Genomic DNA, 24,357 nt, shown 5'->3' with positions numbered 1-24,357 from the left:
ATTATTGTTATTGAGCCAAGAGCGCTCTCTTGGCTCGGTCGGTTAATTTTCGTATAAGTAGCAACGTACAAAGTGGTTGTCAGACAACTGAGTCACCTCAGGTAATTTCTCACGACACTTGTCACTAGCTTGCTGACAACGACCTGCAAACGGACAGCCAACAGAAACGGGGGTCCAAAGAGGAATTTCCCCTTTATTGCCCTTGAGCTTCTCGTGGATCGACTTGCTTGGGTCAGGCACTGCCGAAACCAGCAGTTGAGTGTAGGGGTGCTGAGGATCGTGAATGATCTCTTCGGTGTCGCCCCATTCAACCATATGACCGACGTACATAACGGCAAGATCTTCGGCGATATAACGTGCAGTGGCGATATCGTGAGTGATGTAAAGCAGAGACATCTGTTTCTCAAATTTCATCTCTTCCATCAGGTTCAATACACCAGCACGAATCGAGACATCCAGCATAGAGGTTGGCTCATCAGCAAGAACCACTTCGGCGCCAACCGCAATGTTACGTGCGAGATTGACACGCTGACGTTGACCACCGGAAAGTTGATGTGGGAACTTCTGCGCGGTTTCTTTTGGTGGAATTAATCCCACTTGTTCAAGCAAGTCATAGACGCGTTCTTCGAGCTCTTTTTTGTTGCTCGGAGACACCTTGTGGTGAATCAATAAAGGACGCGCAATATGGTGAAAAATATTATGCGTTGGATTTAATGAACCGAACGGGTCTTGCCATACCATTTGCACACCTTCGCGGTAGTGCATGAGATCTTTTTTGGTGGTGATATCTTGAATATCGCGACCTTTGTACTCGATAACGCCATCGGTTGGGGCGTACATCTTGGCGATCATTTTCGCCGTGGTTGATTTGCCAGATCCTGACTCACCCACCACAGAAAGACCGCGGCTTTTGTACATTTTGAATGATACGTCGTTGATCGCACGCATCAGAGGTTGTTTTAGTGCGTTACTGTTGATTGGAAAATCTTTGACTAGATTTTTGCCTTCAATCAGTAGTTCGCCAAATGCTTTGCTCATAATTCTCTCCAGTAATATTCGTTCTTATTTATCAATCAATTGCTAGAGCTTGGCTTGAGCAATGGTTTCACCGTAAAGATGGCAATTTGAGAAACGATTTGGCTCAACTTGTCTTAACGCGGTCGGTACCTTAGTACAGGCTTCATGCACGCGGTCACAGCGAGCTTGAAAGCGACAACCTTGCGGAATTTCCAACAAGTTGAGAGGGTTGCCTGGAATACCGGTTAACTTGGTTTTTGGGCCGATTAATGGAGGAAAAGAACTGCCCAACCCTTTGGTGTAAGGGTGGAAAGGCGTTTGCAAAATCTCTTTAGAAGGTGCGACTTCGATTAATTCGCCCGAGTACATGATGCCAATTCGGTCTGAGAACTCGACCATCAGTGACAAGTCATGGGTAATGAACAAAATAGAGAAGCCAAACTCTTCTTTTAAAGCGTAGATTTTTTGCAGAATCTCGCGCTGTACCACTACATCCAGTGCCGTTGTTGGCTCATCCATGATGATCATTTTTGGATTTAGGGCTAACGCAATCGCAATCACCAAACGCTGGCGCATACCACCAGAGAATTGGTGCGGGTAGTCGGTTAAACGACTTGGGTGGATATCAACGATTTCCAGCAGACCTTCTGCACGCTTACGTGCCTGTTCACGAGTCATAGTGGTGTGACGCATGATGACGTCACAAAATTGATCTTCCATGGTCAAGACTGGGTTAAGCGCATTCATTGCACTCTGGAACACCATTGACATTTCACTCCAGCGGAAAGATTGCATTCTTTCGTCGCTGTATTGGAGGATATTTTCGCCGTTGAAGATGACCTCACCACCGCTAATATACGCGGGCGGCTTATGTAGGCGCATCAGCGAGAAGGCAACCGTCGATTTACCACAACCGGACTCTCCGGCAAGGCCAAAAACCTCGCCTGGAGCAATATCGAAGCTGACATTGTTACAGGCGCGCACGTCGCCAGCATCGGTAATATAATCAACGCAGAGATTGCGGATCGAAATAAGTGGATTCGTCATAATTATTTATCTCCGCTCCAAAGTGCATTTTGTGGTGCTAGTTGATCTGGTTTGCGCTGTTGTTTGTCTTGTTGAGCCAGTTTTTTCCAACGCTTCATACCCTTATGAGAGCGAAGCTGAGGATTGGCGATTTCGTCAACGGCAAAGTTAAGCAGAGCAAGGCCAGTAACAAGAATGGTTAATGCGACACAAGGAGCAAGTACTTCCCACCAGGCGCCAATCAGCATTGCTGAAGAGGTTTGAACGTTGTACAGCATGATGCCCCAACTGATGGTGCTTGGGTCGCCAAGGCCGAGGAATGAAATTATCGACTCCATACCAATGGCATACATCACCGAGCCGATAAAGCTCGCGCCAACGATAGGAATTAAGTTAGGTAAAATCTCAACGAAGATGATTCGGAATGAAGACTCCCCCAGTACTTCCGCCGCTTTAACAAACTCTTTTTCACGTAAGGCAAGAGTCTGTGAGCGGATAACCCTTGCTCCCCACGCCCAGGAGGTACAGCCGATAATAATGGCAATGGTTAGAGGCCCTGCCTCACCGATAAAGGCTGCTAAAACAAACAGTAGTGGGTATTGCGGAATAACTAACATGATGTTCATCGCGGCAGTTAATATGTCATCAACCCGTCCACCAAAATAACCCGCAGAGATTCCGATAACGGTGGCCAAGAAGCACACTGTCAAACCCGCACCGAAGCCGACACCAAGAGAGATGCGTGCGCCGTAAACTAGTTGAGACCATATATCGCGGCCCATGCGACTGGTACCTAATGTATGATCGGCCTTTTTCGACATGATCATTGTGCGGCGGTCAGTCGCTAAGTTCTCTGCGACCCAACCGGTTGGATTCGCTTGCGCGGCTTTTACGACGGTCGCAGGGTATTCATGAGGATTACCGGTGCGCTTGTCTGGAGCGTGTTTAGTAATCAACGGAGCCGCAATTGCCATGAAAATAAATAGCGAGACAATGGCTAAGCCAACACGAGCGTAGGCATTACCTAAGATGAGTTTAAATAGAGATTTCATAATTATTTCCCTCCCTTACGCAAGCGAGGATCAAGCACAACGTAAAGCATGTCGGCGATTAAGTTAAACGACAGCATAAATAGCGTCATGATGATCAACTGGCCCTGAAGAACTTGGTAATCACGTGCGTGAATCGCATTCAATAACACAGTGCCAAGTCCTGGGTAGTTAAAGATAATTTCAATGATCAACTGACCACCGATGGCCATACCAAGTGACATCGACAGAGCGGTGACACTTGGCAGGAGTGCATTGCGCGCAGCGTAGTTGAATACCACGCGGTTTTCGCTCAACCCTTTACCCTTTGCCATCGTAATGTAGTCTTCGGCCAATAAGTTGATCATGTTGTTACGCATGTTGACCAAGAAGCCGCCGATTTGAATGATAGAAGCACAGAAGAGAGGCAGCACGGCATGATAGCCGACGTCTTTATAGAACTCCCAGCTTGTCCAGTCAGGCGTGGTGCCAGCGGTATAGGCATAACCAGTTGGGAACCACTTCAAGCCGATAGCGAAAATGAACAATGCTAGCATCGCAATAACCACTTGAGGGACGGCTTGGACAATCAGCATGCCAGGTGTGACAAACGCATCGTATTTACTTCCTCGTTTCCAAGCGGCAAAGATACCTAGCGTAGAGCCAATAGAAAAAGAGAGGATAACCGCGCTACCTGCAAGGAAGAGTGACCAACCAAATGCGCCGCCTAGAAGCGTATTAACTGAAAGAGGGTAAAATTGGATTGAAGTCCCCAACTCCCAGCTCAGAATGTTTTTCATGTAGGCAATGTACTGTACGAACAGGCCACCATCGACAAAGCCGAGCAGTTCTTTCATGGCCGCGATACGTTCTGGTGTTACCTGAACGGATGCGTTGGCAAACATCATAGTGACTGGATCACCTGGCATTGCCCGAGGAATAATAAAGTTTAACGTCGCAGCAACTAACAGCGCGACAAAATAGAACGACAAACGTCTTAAAAAATAACCCATAACTCACACCTTACTTACCCAGATTTTCCCTGTTTCTGGTTTCAGGTCGCTCCTAGCTAAACGACAAATTTGGAGCGAAAAATCCCCTGACGACGGGCGTCATACTTTAAACAAGCTAAAGAGTGGGGATTGAGCGGCGCACAGAAAATGCGCCGCAAGATTGAACAACGACTTATTGAACTGGTTTTAGGTCCAGTACATGCAGTAGACGTTCTGGGATACCAGCCCAAATATTTGGACGACCTTGTGGATTCTCTTCGTTCCACCAACCCGTGAAGCGAGTTGTGTTGTATTGGTACATGTAAGCACCAGACATCACAGGAATCGTTACTTGGTCAGCCGCAATGATTTGCTGGATGCCGTGAGCGATTTCTAGCTGCTCATTCTTATCAGCGGTTTTATAGAAGCTGTTAAGAAGACCATCTAGCTTGTCGTTCTTGTAGAAGTGCATCGCGAAACGAGGCATACCATCACCCGCTTGTAATGCAGAGTTGTATGCACTGTTCCAGTAGGTATGCGGATCGGCACCATGGAAGTAGTTGGTGTACGCTACGTCATACGTTCCTTCTAGCATCGCTTGGTTGTAGACAGAGAAATCAGGAGTACGAGCTTTCGCTTTGATCCCGACTTCAGCAAGCTGTTCAACCGCAAGTTGTACTGTATTATTGAAATCAGTCCAACCGTTTGGTGATTGAATCAGCAGCTCAAATGATTTACCTGATGGAGTGTCAACGAAACCATCGTTGTTGACATCTTTAAAGCCGGCCTTTTTAAGCAGCGCTTTCGCACCCTCTTCATTGTACGTGTTGTAACCTTTGTACTTACCGTGGGTCTTTTCGTCAGACCAAGCTTCAAATGCGTAACCAAGACCAGAAGCGAAATCATTGACTGTACCGCCGCCGTAGAAAGCGATATCAATGATCGTTTGACGGTCAAGCGCCATAGAGAATGCACGACGGAAATCGACGTTATTCAGTGCTTCATTCTTCGCTGCGTCTGGGTTTTTGAAGTTCACGACGAACGCTTGAGTGCCTGATGGCGGGTACCAGTACTGGTGGTTTGGACTTGATGCTGCGTAAGTACGATCGATGTCTGGAATGAATGAAGAAGTCCAGTCCATTTCACCGTTAACCACTTTACCCAAGAACTGGTCGTTGTTAGCGATTTGTGGCACACGTAAACAGTCAATATCTAGGTTGTCTGCATCCCAGTAATTTGGGTTGGCACACTGGATGTAAAGTTGCGCTGTGAACGTATCGATCTCAGTGAAAGGCCCAGAACCTACAGGGTTTTCGTTAGTGAATGAGGCCGGATCTTTGATATCTTTCCATACGTGCTGAGGTACAACGGGTACTTTTGCAATTTCGTAAGGAACGTTTGAGTTCGCTTCTGTTAGGCGGAATTTAACTTGGTAATCATTGAGTTTCTCAACACTGGTTACCCAAGAATTAATACCACTTTGGTCCAGTTCAGGCTTCTCTTTAACTAAGTTGAATGAGAATACCACGTCGTTTGCATCAAATGTTTCACCGTCTGACCATTTTACGCCTTTACGAATGTCGAAAGTAACACTCATTAGGTCGTCAGACATTTTGTAGTTTTCTGCTAAACGGAATACTGGAGTGTTACCGTGCATTTCGTTAAACACGACAAGAGGCTCATACATAAAGTCTGTTGTTGTGTGCAGGTTAGTTGCACCCAAGAACGGGTTAAAGTTACGTACAAAAGTCGTAAATTCTTTAGGGTGTACAGTTAATTCACTGCGCTCAGCTGCTGTTGCAACAGAGGCAAAGCCTGTTGTTGCTGTAGCAATAATTGCTGTTGCTAGTGCTGTTTTTTTTATGTTGGCAAGCATAGCTGTTCCTTACTATTTGCTTTCATTTCACTAATGGATGGAATGTTATCAATTGATAAACACTCACTAAGGTCTACCTCTATCGTTAAAATTAAATCGGAGGGGATTTAATTTCTAGAGTGGCCTGTAGTCCTTAGGCAAGGTAAGAAAACACCTTAATGTTAAAATACGCAATCGCTATTCCCGTCAAAAACGTAAAAACTGCGCCATTCCACGTCAATACTGTTAAAAAACGTCATTGTGTTTAATTTTTGCACCAAAAACTGGCTTTGAACTCGGTCGCACAATGCTTTTTGAAGTTTGTTGGTGTGAGCGCTTACTTACTCCTTGGATCTTTATTTGACTGTTGTTTTTGGCGTTAGTCTTTGAGTGAGATCTAAGTCACGTGTGGTCTTGACGATTAATTCTCGTGGTTAAATAAAAACTGCCGTCTTGTTGTGATTGGTATCGCAATCTGAGTTCTTTGTGCCCGTTTTAGCATCAAAAAACCACTGGCAAAGCTTAAATGGGCGTAATTTAAGCGGTGGTTATCCTGTAGGAATATAGGTTGTTTTACGTAGCGTATTAACTCTTTCGTCAGTGAAGTTACGCTTAGCGATGGGATAAAAAAGCCCGCATAAGCGGGCTTCATCGTGTTGACTCGTTCGGACTTAGTTCGTCAGTAAGTGTTGTAATTTATCTTTTAGCGCCTCGATGTGGGCGCGCTCAGGGCTCTGCTCATTGCAATGCTCAAGAATGTAATCGAGTGAGCTAAGCACCGTTCGCCAGCGTGGGGTTTTTGGTAGCGTCTCTGGTCGAAGGTATTTGTCGAGCGTTCTTGTTTGCAAGGTACTGCGATCAAGATAAACGCGCCACAGACCACTTTGCTCAGCAAAGGTAAATTTGGTTTGTCCTGTCACCGACTCCCAGTAATCCAAAGCGCTGGTCATCGCATCAACCAGTACCTCACGCATCACTTCTTGCTTGGATTTGTTGTCACCCGCGACACGATCAGCCAAACGGGTAAACTCACCGCCGAGCTCTTTCAATTCCTGTAGCTTCGCTCGGTCGCCTTCAAATGCAAAGCTGGATAGCGCTTCGATTGCGGTTTCGAGGTTGTTGATGCGGTTCATATTAATGCTGCCGCCGACATTAAAGATATACATTGAACGTAATCCAGAGCCCGGGGGTAATTTGAGAATATCTGCCGAGAGGTGCTGTCTGACATCTTCAACATAGATATCGATTTGGCCACAATAGTGTTCTTGTTCAACATTGAGGTACTTAGGAGCGATGATCTCATCAGCGGTTGAGCGTTTGAGTTGTTCTGTAGAACGTTTGAACAGTTTCGAGGCGGCTTCGTTGGCAAAGCGAATCTTGTTATCGTCGCGAACACAAATAATCGCTTCAGGCGCTGTCTCTAATTGCTCGAGCAGACGACCTTGAGTTTCAAGCAAGCCCGCTTCTACCATTGCACGCTGCTTGAGTTCGTGTTGTAGCTGCTGATTTTCAATACGGCGTTGCTCGGCTTTGCTCGCCGTGAGATGGGCAATGATACGCGCCGCTAGTTCTTGTTTATTGAATGGTTTAGGCAAATAGTCATTTGCGCCAACGCTAAATCCGCGCACACGGTCATCGGTCTGATTTAGCGCGGTAAGCATGATGATCGGTAACTGCGCGTGATCATAGGTTTGACGTAGCGTCTCACACACTTGATAGCCACTCATGCCAGGCATCATGATATCGAGCAACATCAGTTCAGGTTTTTCCTTATTGATCGCCTCAAGCGCTTCATAACCATCTTTAGCGGTGCGAACACGATACCCTTCAAGGCGTAGGAAGCTATCAAGGACACGTAGGTTAACGGGTTCGTCATCAACCACCAGTAGCAGTGGGCCGTTACTGTTCTCTGGTAAGTTAGTTGGTTCTTCGAACTCGATGTCGTTATTTTCTGGTACTTTAAAGTGTGGCGCTTCATAGTGGTGAGTTGCTTGGATTTGCTCTTGCGTAGCCAACGGTAGTGTAAAACTAAAGGTGGTGCCAACCATTGGCTGACTACTCACATACAATGAGCCTTGCATTAATTCGATCAATTGACGGCTAATGGACAGACCTAACCCCGCTCCTTGACGATAACGGGTTGAATCATTGCCCGCTTGAATTAAGGGTTCAAAGATGTTCTCAAGTTGATCGGCGGGAATCCCTTGGCCAGTATCGACCACCTGCACGCGGATTTGATCATCGATCACACCGGCAGAGATGACAATTTTACCTTCACTGGTGTATTTGATCGCATTACCAACCAGGTTATACAGTACTTGCTCAAGACGCTGCGGATCCGCGCTGACCCAAACTGGATCTTTTGGTACTTGATTGATAATTCGAATGGGCTTATTACCCAGTAGGTGTGACGATAGCTCCAAAACCAAGCGGGTCGATCCGGCTAGATCAACGGCGCAGGTTTCTATGTCTAAATTGCCATAGCGCATTTTGTGATAATCAAGTAAGTCGTCAACTAAGGTCGCCAAACGCTGGCCACTGTTAATAATAATGTCGAGTTGATATTTGTGCTCGGCTGTTATTGGCCCATTGGCGCCAGAGGCCAACGCTTCAGCAATTCCCACCATGCCGTGCAGTGGCGTACGTAACTCGTGCGAGGTGGTCGCAAGGAATTCATCTTTGAGTTTATTGGCCAGTTGCAGCTCGTCATTCTGCTTTTGAATCAACGTAATGTTACTTTCTAGCTCTTTGTTTTGTTGTTTGATGAGCAGGATTTTTTCTCGGATAGAGCGCTGCATACGTTCAAAGCTGACCGCTAGGCGGCCAATCTCATCTTTACGCTGGGTGTTGATCATATCGGCATCAAGATCGCCCGCCGAGACTTTCTCTGCAGCCCAGGTTAATTTAAGCAAAGGAGAAGTAATAAAGTTAGATAAGTAGTGTGATGCCATCACAACCAGCAAAATAGCAATAAGCATGGCAAAAACAAACACGGTTTCAAGTTGGTGCACACGAGCAAAGGCAACTTTCTCTGGCACTTCGACGACGATCGCCCAGTCAATGCCTTTGACGGAAATAGGGCTATAGGCCGCAATGATAGACTCATTGTCAGTATTCGAATAGGTCCCCACATTGGTCTGGCCTGATAGCGCTAAATCAATGACGGCTTTACTCTTATCAATATCTTGCTGCTGATAAGCAAGCGAACGCGATTGATGGTCACTTCCAACCAATAAAGTGCGTTTGGGGTTATTCGGATCATCGGCGATGAGTTTGGTAATGCCGTTGTTTGGTAAGCGGAACATGGCAAAACTGTGCAGATAACCTTGTTGAATGATTGGGGCGCCAAGCCAAGCGACCGATTTACCGTCTTCGGCTGAAAAGTCAGAGATGATCACTGGCGTGAAATCTTCGTTGGTCTTACGCTTTTCATTAACAAGATTGCGCAGTTTGGCAAAGGTTTGACCAAGGTTGTTATCTTTATAACGGCCAGTAAGTAGATTGGTGGCAAAATTGTCATGCTTGTAGATGGAGTAAGTTACGTTACCATCGCGATCGATTAGTAAGACATCATCAAAGTCAGAGCGTTTGAGCAGTTCTAGATAGGCCCAATGGTAGCGTTTGTGGAGCAAACGGTAGCGTTCTGTACCATTAAATACGCTCGATTGTGGCAGTATCGAGGTTTTAATTTGGTCCCCTGAGCCTTGGATGTAGCGCTGCTGAGCGTTTTTACGCGCTTGTTCAATATCTAAGCCTAAATTACTAAACGCATTGACCAAGCCATAGAAACGGCCACCACTAGCATAAGCAAGTTCAGAGCGGACGAAGCCCATCACCTCAGATTCTTTGGCATATAAGTAATCAATCACCTGCTGCTGCTTGCTGTCGCGCACTGACACTAGGTGCGAGGTGCTCTGCTCTTGAAGATCCTTGGTATGGGACTGCAAGAAAAAGATCGCAATGATGGTAAGTGGGGTAATACTCAAGACCAAAAACGCCCACATTAACGTACTTTGCAGACGCTTAAATTTCTGCTTTCGATACAACTTAAACATGATTTCTCTAGACTTTCCGTGCGAATGCGGCTTACCAGAACGTCGTGAGTACTAGCAAGCAAGATAAAAACGTTATTTTTAATATGACAAAACTAACGAGTTTTTTTACTTTGACAAGTAAGTTGCAAGCAAAGCGTGCAGAGAGGCGCAGTTTTCAACTTGAGGGGTGGGGTAACGCCTAATCTTAGGCCAAAATTAGGCGTGAAAAGTTACTTTTTCGCGTGGTAGATGACGAATTTATTGGTCTTATTTAACGTCTCACAATTATTGTACGCTTGCTCAATGATTGGTGGGTATTTCAGAAAACTATTGGCAACAATAAACAACTCGCCACGTGCTGATTGATGCTTTGGTCCTTGGGCTAATAGCGTCTCAGTGGCGCTATAGCTTGTCTCTAGGCCTGAATGAAAAGGCGGATTACTGATGATATAGTCATACTGCTCACCTGTATCTGAGTAGACATCAGAAGCAAACACCTTGCCGCTGAGACCGTTGGCCGCCAAAGTGGCACGGCTAGACGCGACCGCAAGGGCGCTAATGTCACACATTTCCAGTTTGATGTCAGGGTTGAGTGAGGCCATCACAGAGCCAATCACGCCAGCACCGCAGCCGAAATCAAGTACAGTCCCTGATAGTGGTGGTAGGGTATCGAGCAATAATTGGCTGCCAATATCGAATTCGCCATGGCTAAACACGCCTGGCAGACTTTTAATGGTTAATTCGCATTCTCGATAGCGGACGGTATAGCTTTTGTACCACTGATCAATATGAAAGCTGTCAGGTGCGTGTTGGCAGATGCCCCAATAGAAAGAACAGCGCCGCGCAGAATCATATTTCTTGATTGAACCGTATGGTGCAAACATCTTCTCTGCGCTTTTTATCCCTGAGCGGTTTTCACCGACGATGACAATTTCTGTCTCACTGCCGAGTTTTGCCATCAGCATCGCCAGAAGGTATTCCGCCTCGGCTTTGGCTTTAGGCCAATAGAGCAGCACCATATCAGCCTGAGTTGGACGGTCAAATTCAGCGCCAAAAACACTGTTAACTTGAGAGTAGGCTTGCAGCTGGCGGTGATAGCCATAATGGGTAGTGAAAACAGTCACAGAAAGACAGTGTTGAGATAACTCAACAGGGAATAAGTCTTCAGCTTCACCAGCAACCAGAACATGTTTGCCAGCAAAATAGTCAAGTTGTCTTTGAGCGATTTGGCTAGGCGCAATATAGGCGGACATAACGGTCTCAGTATAAAAACGAAGGGAGGATTTTCGCATAATCCTCCCTGATCATAAACCAATCTTAGTCGTTAACTGCGATCTTGTTGATCCAAGAAACTTTGGAACTCTTCTTCATAAATATTAAACAGTACAATGGTGACGGCAAAAATAAGCGGGCCATAGATTAAACCGATTAAGCCGAACACGTGCAGACCGCCCAAAAGAGAGAAGAAGATCATCAAGGTGTTCATTCCGCCACTGCCTTGCATTAACAGAGGTCGGAGCAAGTTGTCGATGGAACCGACAATCACAATACTCCAGATAGTCAGGAAAATAGCCCAAGTAGTGTCGCCAATTAAGAACAGATAAATCGCGGCAGGAATCCAGATAAGCGCCGTTCCGATCACTGGGATAAACGAGGCAAACCCCATCATGGTCCCCCAAAACAGGCCAGGGAATCCTGCAATCCACATCCCAATCCCACCAGCTAAGCCTTGTGCAATAGCGGTTAAAAACGATCCCATCACTGCCGATTTCGACACTTGTTCTATTTCATCGAGCAGCTTGTCTTCTTGGCTGCGTGAGAGTGGCAAGATATGGCGTAACGCACTGATTATTTTGTCGTGATCGCGCAGCAAAAAGAACAACACAAACAACATCAAGAAAAAATTGACTAGGAAATTGGTCGCATCACCTAAGATCTTGGCGCTGATACCGACTAGGTTACTGCCAAACGAGGTCGCAAACTGGCCGATTTTTTGTGCAATCTCTTGCGGTTCGATGCTATCAAACGGCAAATAAGTGTTCGCAATCGAAAGTACTTTGACGACCCAAGGGTGAGCAAAAATCGTCTGGATGCCCCCATGGGTGACCCATTGATAGAGATTTTGTGAAAAGGTCGACCCTTGTTGAACAATGGCTGCAAAAACGAATAGTAACGGCACGACAATGATAAATGTCAGCACCACACAAGAGAGCAGCGAGGCAATATTGGCATGGTTTGGCAGCGTTTTTTCAAACCATTGATGTATAGGAAACATCAGTAGTGAAATAATAAACGCCATCACAATCGAGTTAATATAAGGCTCGACCAATAGAAAACAGGCAAAGGCTGCGACCAATAAGGCGACAACCAACACCCAGTGGCTGGAAGTAATTTTGATTTTATTTGACACAACCATTGTCCAAATGTTTGACATGTCCTTGTATAATGGCGTCAAACCAGTGAGACATCAACGTAAAATCAAAAAGTTAACCATAGGAGAGAAATCGATGGGCTGCTGTAACAAAGAGAAAAGCTGCCAGACACCTAAAGCGTCGATGCGCCGTATTCCGTGGTTTGGGTTGTTACTCGGCTTATTGGCCGTATTAGTGATCGTTAACTGGCGATAGCCGCGACCAAAAAAGGCTGCTCAGTGCGCAGCCTTTGATTGTCTGTATTGGCTTAAGGTTTTTACGCCTCGTCAGCGAGGATGGCAAAACAGCGATCGGCGGCTTCTAACGTCGCTTCGATCTCTTTGCTACCGTGTGCCAGTGAAGTAAAGCTCGCTTCAAACGCAGAAGGGGCGAGATAGACACCGTGCTTTAGCATCAAGTGGAAGAAGCGCTTAAAGCGTTCGATATCGCATTTAGCGACCTCTTCGTAACGCGTTACACTCTCTTGATCAGTAAAGAAGAAGCCGAACATCCCACCCACTTGGTTGACCACCAATGGAATTCCGTGCTCATCCGCGAGTGACTTAAAGCCTTCGGCGAGCTGTTTGGTTTTAGAGGCCAAACGTTTTTCGTTGCCTTCTTCTTTTAGCAGGTTCAAACACGCGTAACCTGCCGCCATTGCGACTGGGTTACCAGAAAGAGTACCTGCTTGGTAAACCGGACCCGTTGGTGCGATGTATTGCATCACATCTTTGCGACCGCCAAACGCGCCAACAGGCATGCCGCCGCCAATCACTTTACCAAGCGTGGTCAAATCTGGTTTGATGTTGTAATAACTTTGTGCACCGCCAAGAGCGACGCGGAAACCGGTCATTACTTCATCAAAAATCAGTAGTGCGCCTTCTTCATCACAGATTTGACGCAGACCCTGATGGAAGCCTTCAACTGGCGGAATACAGTTCATGTTGCCCGCGACTGGCTCAACGATAATACACGCGATCTCGCCTTTGTTCGCCGCGAACAATTGACGCACTGAGTCTAAATCGTTAAAGGTAGCGGTTAATGTGTACTTGGCGAAATCCGCGGGTACACCCGGAGAGCTCGGTTGACCAAGCGTAAGGGCGCCTGAGCCAGCTTTTACTAACAAGCTATCGGCATGGCCGTGGTAGCAGCCTTCAAATTTGATGATTTTGTCGCGACCGGTGTAGCCACGTGCCAAGCGAATTGCACTCATGGTCGCTTCGGTACCTGAGCTGACCATGCGGATTTGCTCCATTGATGGCACCAGTTCAGAAACCAGTTCAGCCATCGCAATTTCCATCTCCGTTGGCGCACCAAAACTGAGACCACGTTGCGCAGCATCAATGACGGCTTCGCGAATGACAGCATGGTTGTGACCCAAAATCATTGGACCCCATGAGCCTACATAGTCGATATACGCCTTGCCATCAGCATCAAAAATCAATGGACCGTCGGCGCGTTCAATAAAGATCGGGGCGCCGCCTACGCCGTTGAAAGCACGCACTGGAGAGTTAACTCCCCCAGGAATTTTTTGTTGTGCTTTTTCAAATAAGTCTGCTGATTTGGTCATAGGATATCCTCTTTATGATTGCTCGGACCAATTTGGGAAGGCATTGTACCTGTCGAACTCGATCGAATAAAACGCTTTGCGCCACATTATCAGCACTTTGGTAGCGAATAACGTTAGTTTTGCTGAAAAGTTGCTTACAAAGGTGGTGAATACTTGAACGCTTTACTCAGGTATTAGATAATCACGGTTAGTATTCTAAATATAAGGCTTCAAATGGAGTGATTCATTTGAAGACCGACGACTGAGAGAGGTCATCGTGAGCGAAGTAAATATTCCATTAACATTCTCTGATGCAGCCGCTAAACGAGTGGGAACTCTGATTGAAGAGGAAGAAAACCCAAACTTGAAGCTGCGCGTTTATATCACGGGGGGGGGCTGTAGCGGTTTTCAGTACGGTTTCACGTTTGACGAGAACGTCAATGAAGGCGACACCACGATTGTCAACAGTGGTGTCACGTTAGTCGTTGACCCAATGAGTTTGCAATACCTTGTCGGTGGTCAGGTCGATTATACCGAAGGTCTTGAAGGCTCGCGCTTTTTCATTGATAACCCCAATGCCACGACGACTTGTGGTTGTGGTGCTTCATTTAGCGTGTAGTTCTAATCACTAGGCTGTAGCCACTGCAGCCTAGTCATTTCATTGTCATATCACGACTTTTCCCTGCTAATTATTTCTGTATTGAGAATCCTGCTAAATAGTTGTCCATACAGCTATATTTTTATTTGATTAATTTATATCCTAGTTGTTCAAATTTACTGCAATGGTCAGTAAGTGCTAGATCTTCAACTTTTTGCTCGTCATTTGTCGTTCGCAATCAGTATTTGGATAGATAGAGACACACTAAGGATAGTTATGGCTAGATTCTCTCCACTGCGATTTATCGCGGTTAGACCTTATATCGTTTCACTTTTTATCGTTGTGATTCTCACTGTCTGGTTAGGTGTTGGTATGCTCAATGCCGATGATTCTGCGCCGCCAAACAGTGCTGAACCCATTCCTTTGGCGAAAGTGGCATTCCGCACGTTTGTTGCCGAGTCGACACATCAAACTCTTGAACTTTATGGACGAACTGCACCGAATAAGCAGGCTCGACTCGGCGCTGAAATTGCTGGAACGGTCGTCGCTTTGCAAGTGCAAAAAGGCGATGTCGTGACAAAGGGGCAGGCGATCGCCTTGATAGACAAAGGCGATTTAGAGATTCAATTACAGCGCGCTGAGGCGATGCGCAAAGTCCGCGAGCAAGAGTACAAAGCGGCGCAGTCATTAAAAAGCAAAGGGTTGCAAGGTGAGGTGGCTTTTACCAATGCTGAGGCCAACTTGGTTGAAGCCAAGGCCATAGTGAGTAATGCCAAGCGTGCATTAGCTAATACTCAAGTTTTAGCACCGTTTGCGGGTGTCATTGACCATTTATTTGTTGAAAGAGGCGATTTTGTTGCTATTGGTGACCCGGTTGCTACTTTGCTCGACCTAAGCAAAATTGTCATCGAAGCAGACGTCAGCGAGCGTCATATTCAGAATCTGCGCCTCAATCAACCCGCGCAGGTGCGGTTTATTGGTGACGAACAAACCACGGGAACTGTGCGTTATATATCGCGCGTCTCTTCTACTTCGACCAATACGTTTCCGATTGAAGTTGAATTGCCTAACCCACAGCAGCGTATTCCGGCGGGGATCAGCACCGAAGTGGCACTCAATCTTAAAGAGCAATTGGCTATCAAGATCACTCCGGCGATGCTGGCGTTAAATGAAGCCGGAGACTTAGGAGTAAAAACCTTGGTCGACGAGCGAGTGAAGTTTATTGCCATCAAACTGGTCAAAGCAGAGCAAGATGGAGTATGGCTCACAGGTCTCGGTAAGCAAGTAGACATTATTACCACAGGACAAGGTTTTGTGCGTGATGGTGACCCTGTGCTCGCCGTACGGCAGCAATAAGGAGACGAATATGTTTGCCTTAATTGATGCCGCGCTGTCGCGTACGCGCACCATGATGGTGCTATTGGTGTTTATTCTCATCGCTGGGGTCGGGACGTACATCACCATCCCCAAAGAGTCGAGTCCAGACATTACCATTCCAATCATTTATGTCTCTGTCGGCCACCAAGGCATTTCCCCTACCGATGCCGAGCGATTATTAGTTCGCCCGATTGAACAAGAGCTGCGTTCTATTGAGGGCGTAAAAGAGATGACCTCAACGGCGGCGGAAGGGCATGCGTCAGTGATGCTAGAATTCAGTGTCGGCGTTGACCTTAACAAAGCCATGGCCGATGTGCGTGAAGCGGTCGATTTGGCAAAGCCTAAATTGCCCAGTGACAGTGATGAGCCGACGGTTAACGAAGTCACCCTTGCGTCAGAAGAACCGGCTTTGTCGGTGGTACTTTATGGGACGGTACCTGAGCGAACCATAGTTCAAATTGCCCGTCAGCTTAGCGACAAGCTCGAAGGTTTCCGCCAAGTACTTGAAGTTGATATTGCTGGCGATCGTGAAGATATCATCGAGATCATTGTTGATCCGCTGTTGATGGAAAGCTACGGCCTTGATCAAGGCGATATCTATAACTTGATCGCCTTGAATAACCGAGTGGTTGCTGCTGGTTTTGTTGATACTGGCTATGGGCGTTTTTCGGTCAAAGTTCCTTCCGTGTTTGATTCCTTAAAAGATGTATTAGAACTGCCAGTTAAAGTGGATGGAAAGCAAGTGATCACTTTTGGCGATGTTGCCACGGTGAAGCGTGCGTTTCGCGATCCTGACAGTTATGCGCGATTAGATGGTAAATCGGCCGTGGTGCTCGACGTGAAAAAGCGTGCAGGCGAGAACAGTATTGAGACGGTCGCCTTAGTCAAAGAGGTCATCGCGCAAGCGCAGCAACGTGATGATTGGCCTAACAATCTATTGGTTAAATACACATGGGATCAATCTAAAGACGTTAAGATGATGCTTAACGATCTGCAAAATAATATCTTGTCAGCGATTATCTTAGTGGTGATCGTGATCATCGCTATTTTGGGTGTGCGAACCGCATTTTTGGTCGGTGTGTCGATTCCAGGCTCTTTCTTAACGGGTTTGCTAGTGTTATCGGTATTTGGCTTAACGGTCAATATCATCGTGTTATTTGCGTTGATCATGGCGGTGGGTATGCTGGTTGATGGTGCGATTGTTGTGACTGAGTTTGCCGATCGGCGCATGCAAGAGGGTATTTCAAGACAACAAGCGTATCGTGATGCGGCCAAACGTATGGCTTGGCCGATCACGGCGTCAACGGCGACCACATTAGCCGCTTTCGCTCCTTTGCTGTTCTGGCCGGATGTGACGGGCGAGTTCATGAAGTTTCTGCCCTTGACCTTAATCGCAACGTTAAGTGCGTCTTTGATGATGGCGCTCTTATTTGTGCCCGTGCTCGGCAGTGTGATTGGACGACCACAGCATGTGACCCAAGTACAGCGTGAAAAAATGGTCGCACTGCACGATGGCGATTTTTCTAAAGCGACCGGGATTACTAAGCTCTATTTCCAGACTTTAGATATTGCGCTCAAGCACCCGTTTAAGATTTTACTCAGCGCGATTTTACTGGCGATTGGTGTTGGTTTTACTTACGCCAAAGCGGGATTAGGCGCCGAATTTTTCCCGGAAGTCGATCCGCCGTTTTTTACGGTTAAAGTTCGTTCTTACGGTGATCTGTCACTGGATGAAAAAGACACTATTATTCGTGATATTGAAGCGGTAATGCTCGGTCATCAAGAGTTTGAAAGTGTCTACACTCGCACCGGGGGGGATGACGAAATTGGTCAGATTCAAATCACCCCAGTTGATTGGCAATATCGTCGCCCAGTCAAAACCATTATCGAAGAGCTGAAACAGCAGACCGATGGATACGCTGGTGTCGAGATAGAGTACAAGTTCCCAGACGCGGGACCGCCAGTCGAACACGACTTAGTCATTGAAATGTCAGCACGTATTCCTGACCAGCTTGACGAGTCCGCTAAACAGGTACGCCAATGGGCTGATAGCTATCCAGCATTTACCAACTTGAGCGATACCTCGAGTAAAGAAGGCATTGATTGGCAAATCGATATTCGTCGTGATGACGCGTCGCGTTTTGCGGCCGATGCGACCTTGGTTGGCAATACGGTACAGTTTGTGACGAATGGATTGAAGATCGGTGATTACCTACCCGATGACTCAAACGAAGAGGTCGATATTTTAGTTCGCTATCCGGCTGATAAGCGAGATATTGGCCGATTTGATCAACTGCGTGTCAAAACACCTGCAGGCTTAGTGCCGATCACCAATTTTGCCACGATTGTGCCAGAGCATAAGCAGGACACCATTCGTCGTATTGATGGTCATCGTGTGATCAATATTATGGCAGATATTAAAGAGGGGTATAACTTAGCGCTTGAACTACCCAAGATTGAGCAAGCGGTTGCCGAGCTCGATCTGCCTCCAGGTGTTGAGTTTAAAATTCGTGGCCAAAATGAAGAACAGGAAAACTCGTCGGCATTTTTACAAAATGCCTTCTTAGTTGCGCTGGTGGTCATGGCGCTTATTTTGATCACTCAGTTCAATAGTTTCTATCAAGCCTTCCTGATCTTAAGTGCGGTGCTGTTTTCGACCGTCGGAGTATTTGCTGGCTTGTTGGTGTTCCAAAAACCGTTCGGTATCGTGATGTCAGGCATCGGTGTTATAGCATTGGCAGGGATTGTGGTGAATAACAATATCGTTTTGATTGATACCTATAATCAACTGCTACGGCGCGGCTTAGATAAGCGCGAAGCGATTTTACGCACTGGAGTGCAACGTTTGCGACCGGTATTGTTAACCACAGTCACGACCATCTTAGGTTTGCTGCCGATGGTACTTGAAATGAACGTTGATCTTATCAATCAGAAAATTGAGTTTGGCGCGCCCAGTACCCAGTGGTGGTCACAATTAGCCACTGCGGTGGCCGGAGGCTTGGCTTTTGCCACCGTTCTGACGTTGGTTCTTACACCTTGTCTGTTGATGCTTGGCCGAGTGCATCAAGTGGAAGATAAGGCTAACCAAGTGATTGAAGTTGACCAGTGATTGACGCTTGAATCATCGGCCTAACCAAAAGACCCGCTTGAAGCGGGTCTTTTGGGTTTATGGGGTAGCGAGTAGTTGTCCGTATCGCTCAAGCTTATCTAAACGCAACTTTGCATTGGCGATAAAGGTGGTTTTAGCTTTACCAGCTAGCGATTTGGACTGGGGCAGTTTGACCGTGCGTGGATTTCTATGTACGCCATTAACTAAAAATTCATAGTGAAGATGAGGGCCTGTCACCCGGCCAGTGCCGCCTAATGTGCCAATGGTTTGGCCTTGTTTGACGCGTTGGCCTGTTTTTACAGTACGTTTGGTTAAGTGCAAGTATTTGGTGATGTAGGTATTGCTGTGTTTAATGAACACATAATTACCATTGAATTGGTTGTAGCTCGATTTTTGCACTATACCGTCACCTGCCGCCCAAATAGGGGTACCCACGGGAGCGGCATAATCGGTGCCTCGGTGAGCGCGTACTTTTCCAGTGACTGGATGACGACGGCTTGGGTTGAAGTTCGAGCTGACACGACGAAAATCGAGTGGAGAGCGTAGGAACGCTTTCTTCATTGCGCGTCCGTTTTCGTCATAGTAGCTGCCAGTTTTGTCATCCAAAATAGCTTTAAAGGTATCACCTTGGTTGGTAAACGTTGCGGCGATAATTTTGCCGCGATCAACCACTTCGCCTTCAACCACTTTCTCTTGGTAGAGAATTTTAAAAGTGTCTCCGCTGCGAATATCGAGCGAAAAATCGATATCCCAACCAAAAATTCCGGCTAATTCCATAATCTGATTCGGAGTAAGGCCCGCAGAGGCGGCCGCATTCCAGAAATTAGAAGTGATCATCGCCTCGGCATAATTATATTGATAATTGACCTCTTTTTTATCCAGCGACGAAACATAGCCATCTTCTGATTTCGTGATCAGGAAGGTTTCGAACGGGTTGATTTGACGAGCAATTTGAACCAATTGGTTGTCGCTATCAAACCCAAGTTGGAAGGCGTCACCAGGTCTAACTCGGGTCAATTGGCGTTCTATCTCTTTGTTAGTCGATGTGAGTTGATAGAGTAAGCGAGAAGAAAGTCCGGCTCGCTGAAACAGCAGCGCCATACTATCACCAGAACCAATAGTGTGCTTTTCCCAGCGTAAGAACACTAACTGAGGAACCGACTGTTGCTGAATCAGGGCATCGATATTAATCGATAAAGGGTACGCCTTTCCTACCTGATAGAAACTCTCATGTTGGCGAAGTTCTTGAGGAGCGGGTAATAATAGCGCTATCACCATAAAAGCACTGAAAAAAGCAATAAGAGCTCGATGAATCCAAGGCAGGCGAGCAAAAAGAGACAACATCGTATGTCCGTTCTAAAAAATCGTTAAAAAAGCATAGCTGTTTAGTCTAACTGGTTTCAAAAAGCATCGCTATTCAAGTAAGATGGCAAAATATCAAATTTTTGCCAAATCTGTGGGAGTGAACAAGAATGGCGAGCATTGAAGCTGCACTAGCCGAGATTAAACGCGGTGTTGAAGAGCTAATTCCAGAAGACGAACTGATTGCTAAATTAAAAGAAGGTCGCCCTTTACGCATTAAACTAGGTGCCGATCCAACCGCTCCTGATATTCATTTGGGCCATACCGTTATTTTGAACAAGCTGCGCGCTTTTCAAGAACTAGGTCATGATGTGACGTTTCTCATCGGTGATTTTACTGGCATGGTTGGTGACCCAACGGGTAAGAACACCACTCGTCCGCCGCTAACTCGTGAAGACGTTTTGCGTAACGCAGAAACGTATAAAGAGCAGGTGTTTAAGATTCTTGACCCCGCAAAGACTAAGATTCAATTTAACTCTGAGTGGCTTTCTGATCTAGGTGCAGAGGGAATGCTTCGTCTTGCCGCTAACCAAACGGTTGCTCGCATGCTTGAGCGTGACGACTTCAAAAAGCGTTACGCAGGTGGTCAGCCAATTGCTATCCATGAATTTATGTATCCACTCCTACAAGGCTATGACTCAGTCGCAATGGAAACGGATGTTGAGCTAGGTGGTACTGACCAGAAGTTTAATTTGCTGATGGGACGTGAATTGCAAAAAGCACACGGCCAGAAACCGCAAGTTGTTCTGACAATGCCGCTTCTTGTTGGCCTTGATGGCGAAAAGAAAATGTCGAAGTCTGCTCACAACTACATCGGAATTAGCGAAGCACCAGGTGAAATGTTCGGTAAGATCATGTCAATCTCTGACGATCTAATGTGGAGCTACTATGAGTTACTTTCCTTCCGCCCATTGGAAGAAATTGCTCAACTGAAAGCGGATGTTGCCGCTGGTAACAACCCACGTGACGTCAAAGTTGCGCTAGCGAAAGAGATCATCGCTCGTTTCCACTCACAGGCCGATGCTGATGCCGCAGAGCAAGAGTTTGTTAACCGTTTTGCGAAGAATCAAATCCCTGAAGAGATGCCAGAGTTTGATTTTGATTCAGGCTTACCAGTGAGTAATCTGCTAAAAGAAGCGGGTCTTTGTGCATCAACATCTGAAGCGATGCGTATGGTAAAACAAGGCGCAGCGAAGATTGATGGTGAAAAAGTCGGCGATTCTAAATTGACGCCTAAAGCGGGCACTTATGTGTTCCAAGTGGGTAAGCGAAAATTTGCTCGCATTACTATCAAATAGTAATGTTAAGTAACTGAAATTAATCTGAATTAAAGCGCTTTTTGGGCGCTTTTTTCATTACTACCGTTGGTAAAACATAGCGTAATGAAAAATCAGTTTTTTTGTACGATTTTGACTGTTTTTTCTCAGCACTTTTGTTATTATCCCCGCGCTGCCAGTTAGGCGGTTTATTCGGAGACTTTTATGAACAATATCGACCATCCTCCTAGTATGAAAGGGGAAAAATAAACCACCTCGGTATTGTCGTCTCACGTCTCTACTTCAGTGGTAGAGCCTTCTCTTTTTAATGTGAATCCTCACGTTTTTCTCCTTTAAATTCTAGAATTCAATTCAGCGTCAACCGCGAAACAGTGTGCTCTTTTTTTAATAATGCCTGCTGTTGTTAGCTACTGCTGTCGCTGTATTCGATGGTCGTTACCATTTGCCAATCGGGAGATTCGCCATGACGGTAATGAGCAATGCATACATTGAAAACAATCAACACTTCTCTCAGCAAGAGATCGGGGCAGCTCGTAATGCCTTTTTGCAATATGAGCAAAATCAACAAGTACACCTATTAACCGTTATGCCAGTTGAAGAGGCGGTTGCGATACTCAATCATTGTTCGATTGGCTATGTGCAACAACTTATTTCAGCATTGGAGCATGAGGGATATGACAAGCAGGCGCGCCATTATGCGCACCAGTTAGGCTTTATTCATTCAGAGGTGGAAACATCAAGTAGTTATCTTGAAACGTCGGTACTTGAGCATGTGAAACAGCGTATTGGGTGGATTATCGCTTTAGCCTTATTGGGCATAGTGTCGGGCTTAATCATTGCTCAATATGAAGACATTCTGAGTCAATTGGTCCTGCTGGCGGTTTATATGCCAGTGATTGCAGCGGCTGGGGGGAATACTGGAACTCAGGCGGCCACCTTGGTGATTCGTGCCTTAGCGACTGGTGAACTGCGTAAACGGCAGTGGTTAGCGGTGTTTTGGAAAGAGAGCCGCGTAGCGGTTTGTCTCGCACTTGCGATTGCGCTCGTGATTATTGGGCGAATCTTGTTGTTCAGTGATGCAAACAGTGCTGGTGGCTTTAACTTAGATATCATTGCCTTCGCGATTGCTGTGGCGCTGTTTATCCAAGTGACGATGTCGACGGCTTTAGGCGGGCTACTACCGATTTTAGCGCGGGCGTTTAAACTCGACCCTGCGGTATTGGTCAGCCCTGTGTTGGCATCAATAGTCGATATCACCGGGATGTGGATCTACTTTAATGTGGTTAACTATTTGTTAGGTATTGCCTGACTAAATTTGATCACATCTTGATAAAACAAGGTTTCAAACTGGGTAATGGGAGCCGTGGTCTTAGGGGCATCGCTGCTTTTTTTGACTGGATGATAATCCGCCACAAACTGGACAAACAAAGTGCTCGGTTGCCCTTGTGGGTTTAAACCAAAACCGGCCATATTATGGCTGCCGTACACAGAGCCGCTTTTAGCCACCAACTGACCTTTAATCGGTGATTGACGCATACTGCGGCGATATTTTAGTGTGCCATTGGTGCCTGAAGTCGGCATCAAGGCGATCAGATCAAGCTCACTATCGTGTTGCCAGATGTAGCGGAGAACGTCGGCCATCTTTTGGCTACTAAAACGGTTATTGCGTGATAGACCACTGCCATCCGCGAGTGGCAGCGAATCGAGGTTGATGCCCGTGTGCGAGAAGACAATTTGTTTGATCGCTTTGGTGCCATTAGCAAAGCTACCAGGTTGAATATAAAACGTTGCGCCTAAGGCCTTGGTTAAGTTATCGGCAATGAGATTGTCAGATTGTCTTAACATGGTTTCTAGCAACTTTGGTAGTGGTTCAGATTGATGGTTGGCAAGTGGGCGAGTGGCAAAAGGCGCCGGACCAATCTTTATTTCACCGTGCAAAGTGATACCGAGCTGAGCAAGAAAAGTGTGCACGATACGCTGGGTGTAAAGCGCAGGGTCTTGAATTGCAAATTTAAGCGGGAGTGGTTTACTTCTGCTTTGCAAACACCCTTGTAATTGATAGTGGTTATCTGGTGATGACAGCAGCTCTAAATCGCACTGGGTGCTCTCTTGCTCTATTTTTGACACCGACTTGGCCGAGGTTGTGACATAAATAGGTTGATGCTCAGGCACGTAGACGCGGGTTTTCCCCTCTTGCTCGGTGTAAATCGATGCCTGGACACAATTACCGTCGAGCGATATCGCTGACGCTGGTGCACTGTAACAGACGCCGAGTATGTCCCAAGGCCAACCAACCGCACGATCATAGCCAGTAAAGGCGCTGTTATCGAGCCATAAATTTCCTTCAATGGCGTCGATACCTTGTTGTTTTAGCTGAGCTAATAAGCGTTGAAGATCATCACTTGATAACGTTGGGTCGCCGGAAAAACGTACCACGATGTCTTGATTTGATTGCTCAAGTCGAGTCTCAAAACGAAACGTGTCGCCTAACTCAAGCTTAGCGGCTAATGCAGTGACTAATTTTAGTGTACTGGCGGGTGGAAAGAGTTGTTGTTGATTGTCGGTTTGTTGATAAACCGTCGACTGCTCTAAGCTTTCTACTCGAGTGGAGACTCGGCTACCTTGCGGTAATAGTTCGACACTGAGGCTCGCCAACGCTTGGGAAGTCAATAGCGTCAAACAAAAAGCGGTTAGCAAAGTATAGCGATAAAACAGCATGGGA

At 46.4% G+C, this 24,357-nt stretch carries 17 protein-coding genes; 6 read left to right on the top strand and 11 right to left on the bottom strand.

What is annotated here, in order from left to right:
* Positions 1-42 precede the first annotated feature (42 nt).
* The 8 genes from CDZ87_RS05080 to CDZ87_RS05045 form a co-directional block, all read right to left on the bottom strand.
* A complete protein-coding gene (locus CDZ87_RS05080) occupies positions 43-1,038 on the bottom strand; it encodes an ABC transporter ATP-binding protein (protein ID WP_100752477.1) in 996 nt (331 codons plus the stop codon).
* A 42-nt stretch (positions 1,039-1,080) separates the two neighbouring features.
* Positions 1,081-2,064 carry an ABC transporter ATP-binding protein gene (locus tag CDZ87_RS05075; RefSeq protein WP_100752476.1) on the bottom strand — a complete coding sequence of 328 codons (984 nt, stop codon included), beginning with the start codon at positions 2,062-2,064 and terminating at the stop codon, positions 1,081-1,083.
* Positions 2,065-2,066: 2 nt separating this feature from the next.
* Positions 2,067-3,095 carry an ABC transporter permease gene (locus CDZ87_RS05070; RefSeq protein WP_100752475.1) on the bottom strand — a complete coding sequence of 343 codons (1,029 nt, stop codon included), beginning with the start codon at positions 3,093-3,095 and terminating at the stop codon, positions 2,067-2,069.
* A 2-nt stretch (positions 3,096-3,097) separates the two neighbouring features.
* A complete protein-coding gene (locus CDZ87_RS05065) occupies positions 3,098-4,084 on the bottom strand; it encodes an ABC transporter permease (protein ID WP_100752474.1) in 987 nt (328 codons plus the stop codon).
* A gap of 172 nt (positions 4,085-4,256) precedes the next feature.
* Positions 4,257-5,939: an ABC transporter substrate-binding protein gene (locus tag CDZ87_RS05060; RefSeq protein WP_100752473.1), complete on the bottom strand. Its 1,683-nt coding sequence runs from the start codon at positions 5,937-5,939 to the stop codon at positions 4,257-4,259.
* A 650-nt stretch (positions 5,940-6,589) separates the two neighbouring features.
* Positions 6,590-9,973 carry a response regulator gene (locus CDZ87_RS05055; RefSeq protein WP_100752472.1) on the bottom strand — a complete coding sequence of 1,128 codons (3,384 nt, stop codon included), beginning with the start codon at positions 9,971-9,973 and terminating at the stop codon, positions 6,590-6,592.
* A gap of 209 nt (positions 9,974-10,182) precedes the next feature.
* Positions 10,183-11,205, bottom strand: coding sequence for a 16S rRNA (guanine(1207)-N(2))-methyltransferase RsmC (gene rsmC, locus CDZ87_RS05050; RefSeq protein ID WP_100752471.1), 1,023 nt, complete (start codon positions 11,203-11,205; stop codon positions 10,183-10,185).
* Between the two features lie 71 nt (positions 11,206-11,276).
* Positions 11,277-12,362, bottom strand: coding sequence for an AI-2E family transporter (locus CDZ87_RS05045; RefSeq protein ID WP_038173984.1), 1,086 nt, complete (start codon positions 12,360-12,362; stop codon positions 11,277-11,279).
* Positions 12,363-12,411: 49 nt separating this feature from the next.
* Here CDZ87_RS05045 and CDZ87_RS05040 point away from each other — a divergent pair, with 49 nt between their 5' ends.
* Positions 12,412-12,579: a hypothetical protein gene (locus CDZ87_RS05040; RefSeq protein ID WP_157631140.1), complete on the top strand. Its 168-nt coding sequence runs from the start codon at positions 12,412-12,414 to the stop codon at positions 12,577-12,579.
* A 61-nt stretch (positions 12,580-12,640) separates the two neighbouring features.
* Here CDZ87_RS05040 and hemL read toward each other — a convergent pair whose 3' ends face one another.
* Positions 12,641-13,933 (bottom strand): glutamate-1-semialdehyde 2,1-aminomutase, encoded by a 1,293-nt coding sequence (hemL, locus tag CDZ87_RS05035; protein ID WP_100752469.1) that lies wholly within the window; start codon positions 13,931-13,933, stop codon positions 12,641-12,643.
* Between the two features lie 256 nt (positions 13,934-14,189).
* Between hemL and erpA the strand changes: the two genes are divergently transcribed.
* The 3 genes from erpA (at position 14,190) to CDZ87_RS05020 (ending at position 18,996) form a co-directional block, all read left to right on the top strand.
* Positions 14,190-14,531: an iron-sulfur cluster insertion protein ErpA gene (gene erpA, locus CDZ87_RS05030; protein ID WP_038173884.1), complete on the top strand. Its 342-nt coding sequence runs from the start codon at positions 14,190-14,192 to the stop codon at positions 14,529-14,531.
* 255 nt (positions 14,532-14,786) lie between these two features.
* Positions 14,787-15,866: an efflux RND transporter periplasmic adaptor subunit gene (locus CDZ87_RS05025; RefSeq protein ID WP_100752468.1), complete on the top strand. Its 1,080-nt coding sequence runs from the start codon at positions 14,787-14,789 to the stop codon at positions 15,864-15,866.
* Between the two features lie 10 nt (positions 15,867-15,876).
* Positions 15,877-18,996: an efflux RND transporter permease subunit gene (locus tag CDZ87_RS05020; RefSeq protein ID WP_100752467.1), complete on the top strand. Its 3,120-nt coding sequence runs from the start codon at positions 15,877-15,879 to the stop codon at positions 18,994-18,996.
* Between the two features lie 57 nt (positions 18,997-19,053).
* Here the strand turns inward: CDZ87_RS05020 and shyC are convergent, their stop codons facing one another.
* Positions 19,054-20,340 carry a peptidoglycan DD-endopeptidase ShyC gene (gene shyC / locus CDZ87_RS05015; protein WP_100752466.1) on the bottom strand — a complete coding sequence of 429 codons (1,287 nt, stop codon included), beginning with the start codon at positions 20,338-20,340 and terminating at the stop codon, positions 19,054-19,056.
* Positions 20,341-20,468: 128 nt separating this feature from the next.
* Between shyC and tyrS the strand changes: the two genes are divergently transcribed.
* Together tyrS and CDZ87_RS05005 are read left to right on the top strand one after the other, a co-directional pair.
* The gene (gene tyrS / locus CDZ87_RS05010; protein WP_100752465.1) at positions 20,469-21,656 is read left to right on the top strand and encodes a tyrosine--tRNA ligase; all 1,188 of its coding nucleotides are present in this window, start codon (positions 20,469-20,471) and stop codon (positions 21,654-21,656) included.
* A gap of 442 nt (positions 21,657-22,098) precedes the next feature.
* Positions 22,099-22,944, top strand: a complete 846-nt coding sequence (locus tag CDZ87_RS05005; RefSeq protein WP_100752464.1) for a magnesium transporter — start codon at positions 22,099-22,101, stop codon at positions 22,942-22,944.
* On the opposite strand, the gene dacB is transcribed toward CDZ87_RS05005, so the two are convergent.
* The gene (dacB, locus tag CDZ87_RS05000; protein ID WP_100752463.1) at positions 22,923-24,353 is read right to left on the bottom strand and encodes a serine-type D-Ala-D-Ala carboxypeptidase; all 1,431 of its coding nucleotides are present in this window, start codon (positions 24,351-24,353) and stop codon (positions 22,923-22,925) included. The two genes, CDZ87_RS05005 and dacB, sit on opposite strands and share 22 nt — an antisense overlap.
* Positions 24,354-24,357 lie beyond the last annotated feature (4 nt).

It is taken from the genome of Vibrio salilacus (assembly GCF_002811245.1).
Lineage (GTDB): Bacteria > Pseudomonadota > Gammaproteobacteria > Enterobacterales > Vibrionaceae > Vibrio > Vibrio salilacus.
This window is presented reverse-complemented; position numbering and strand designations above follow the sequence as displayed.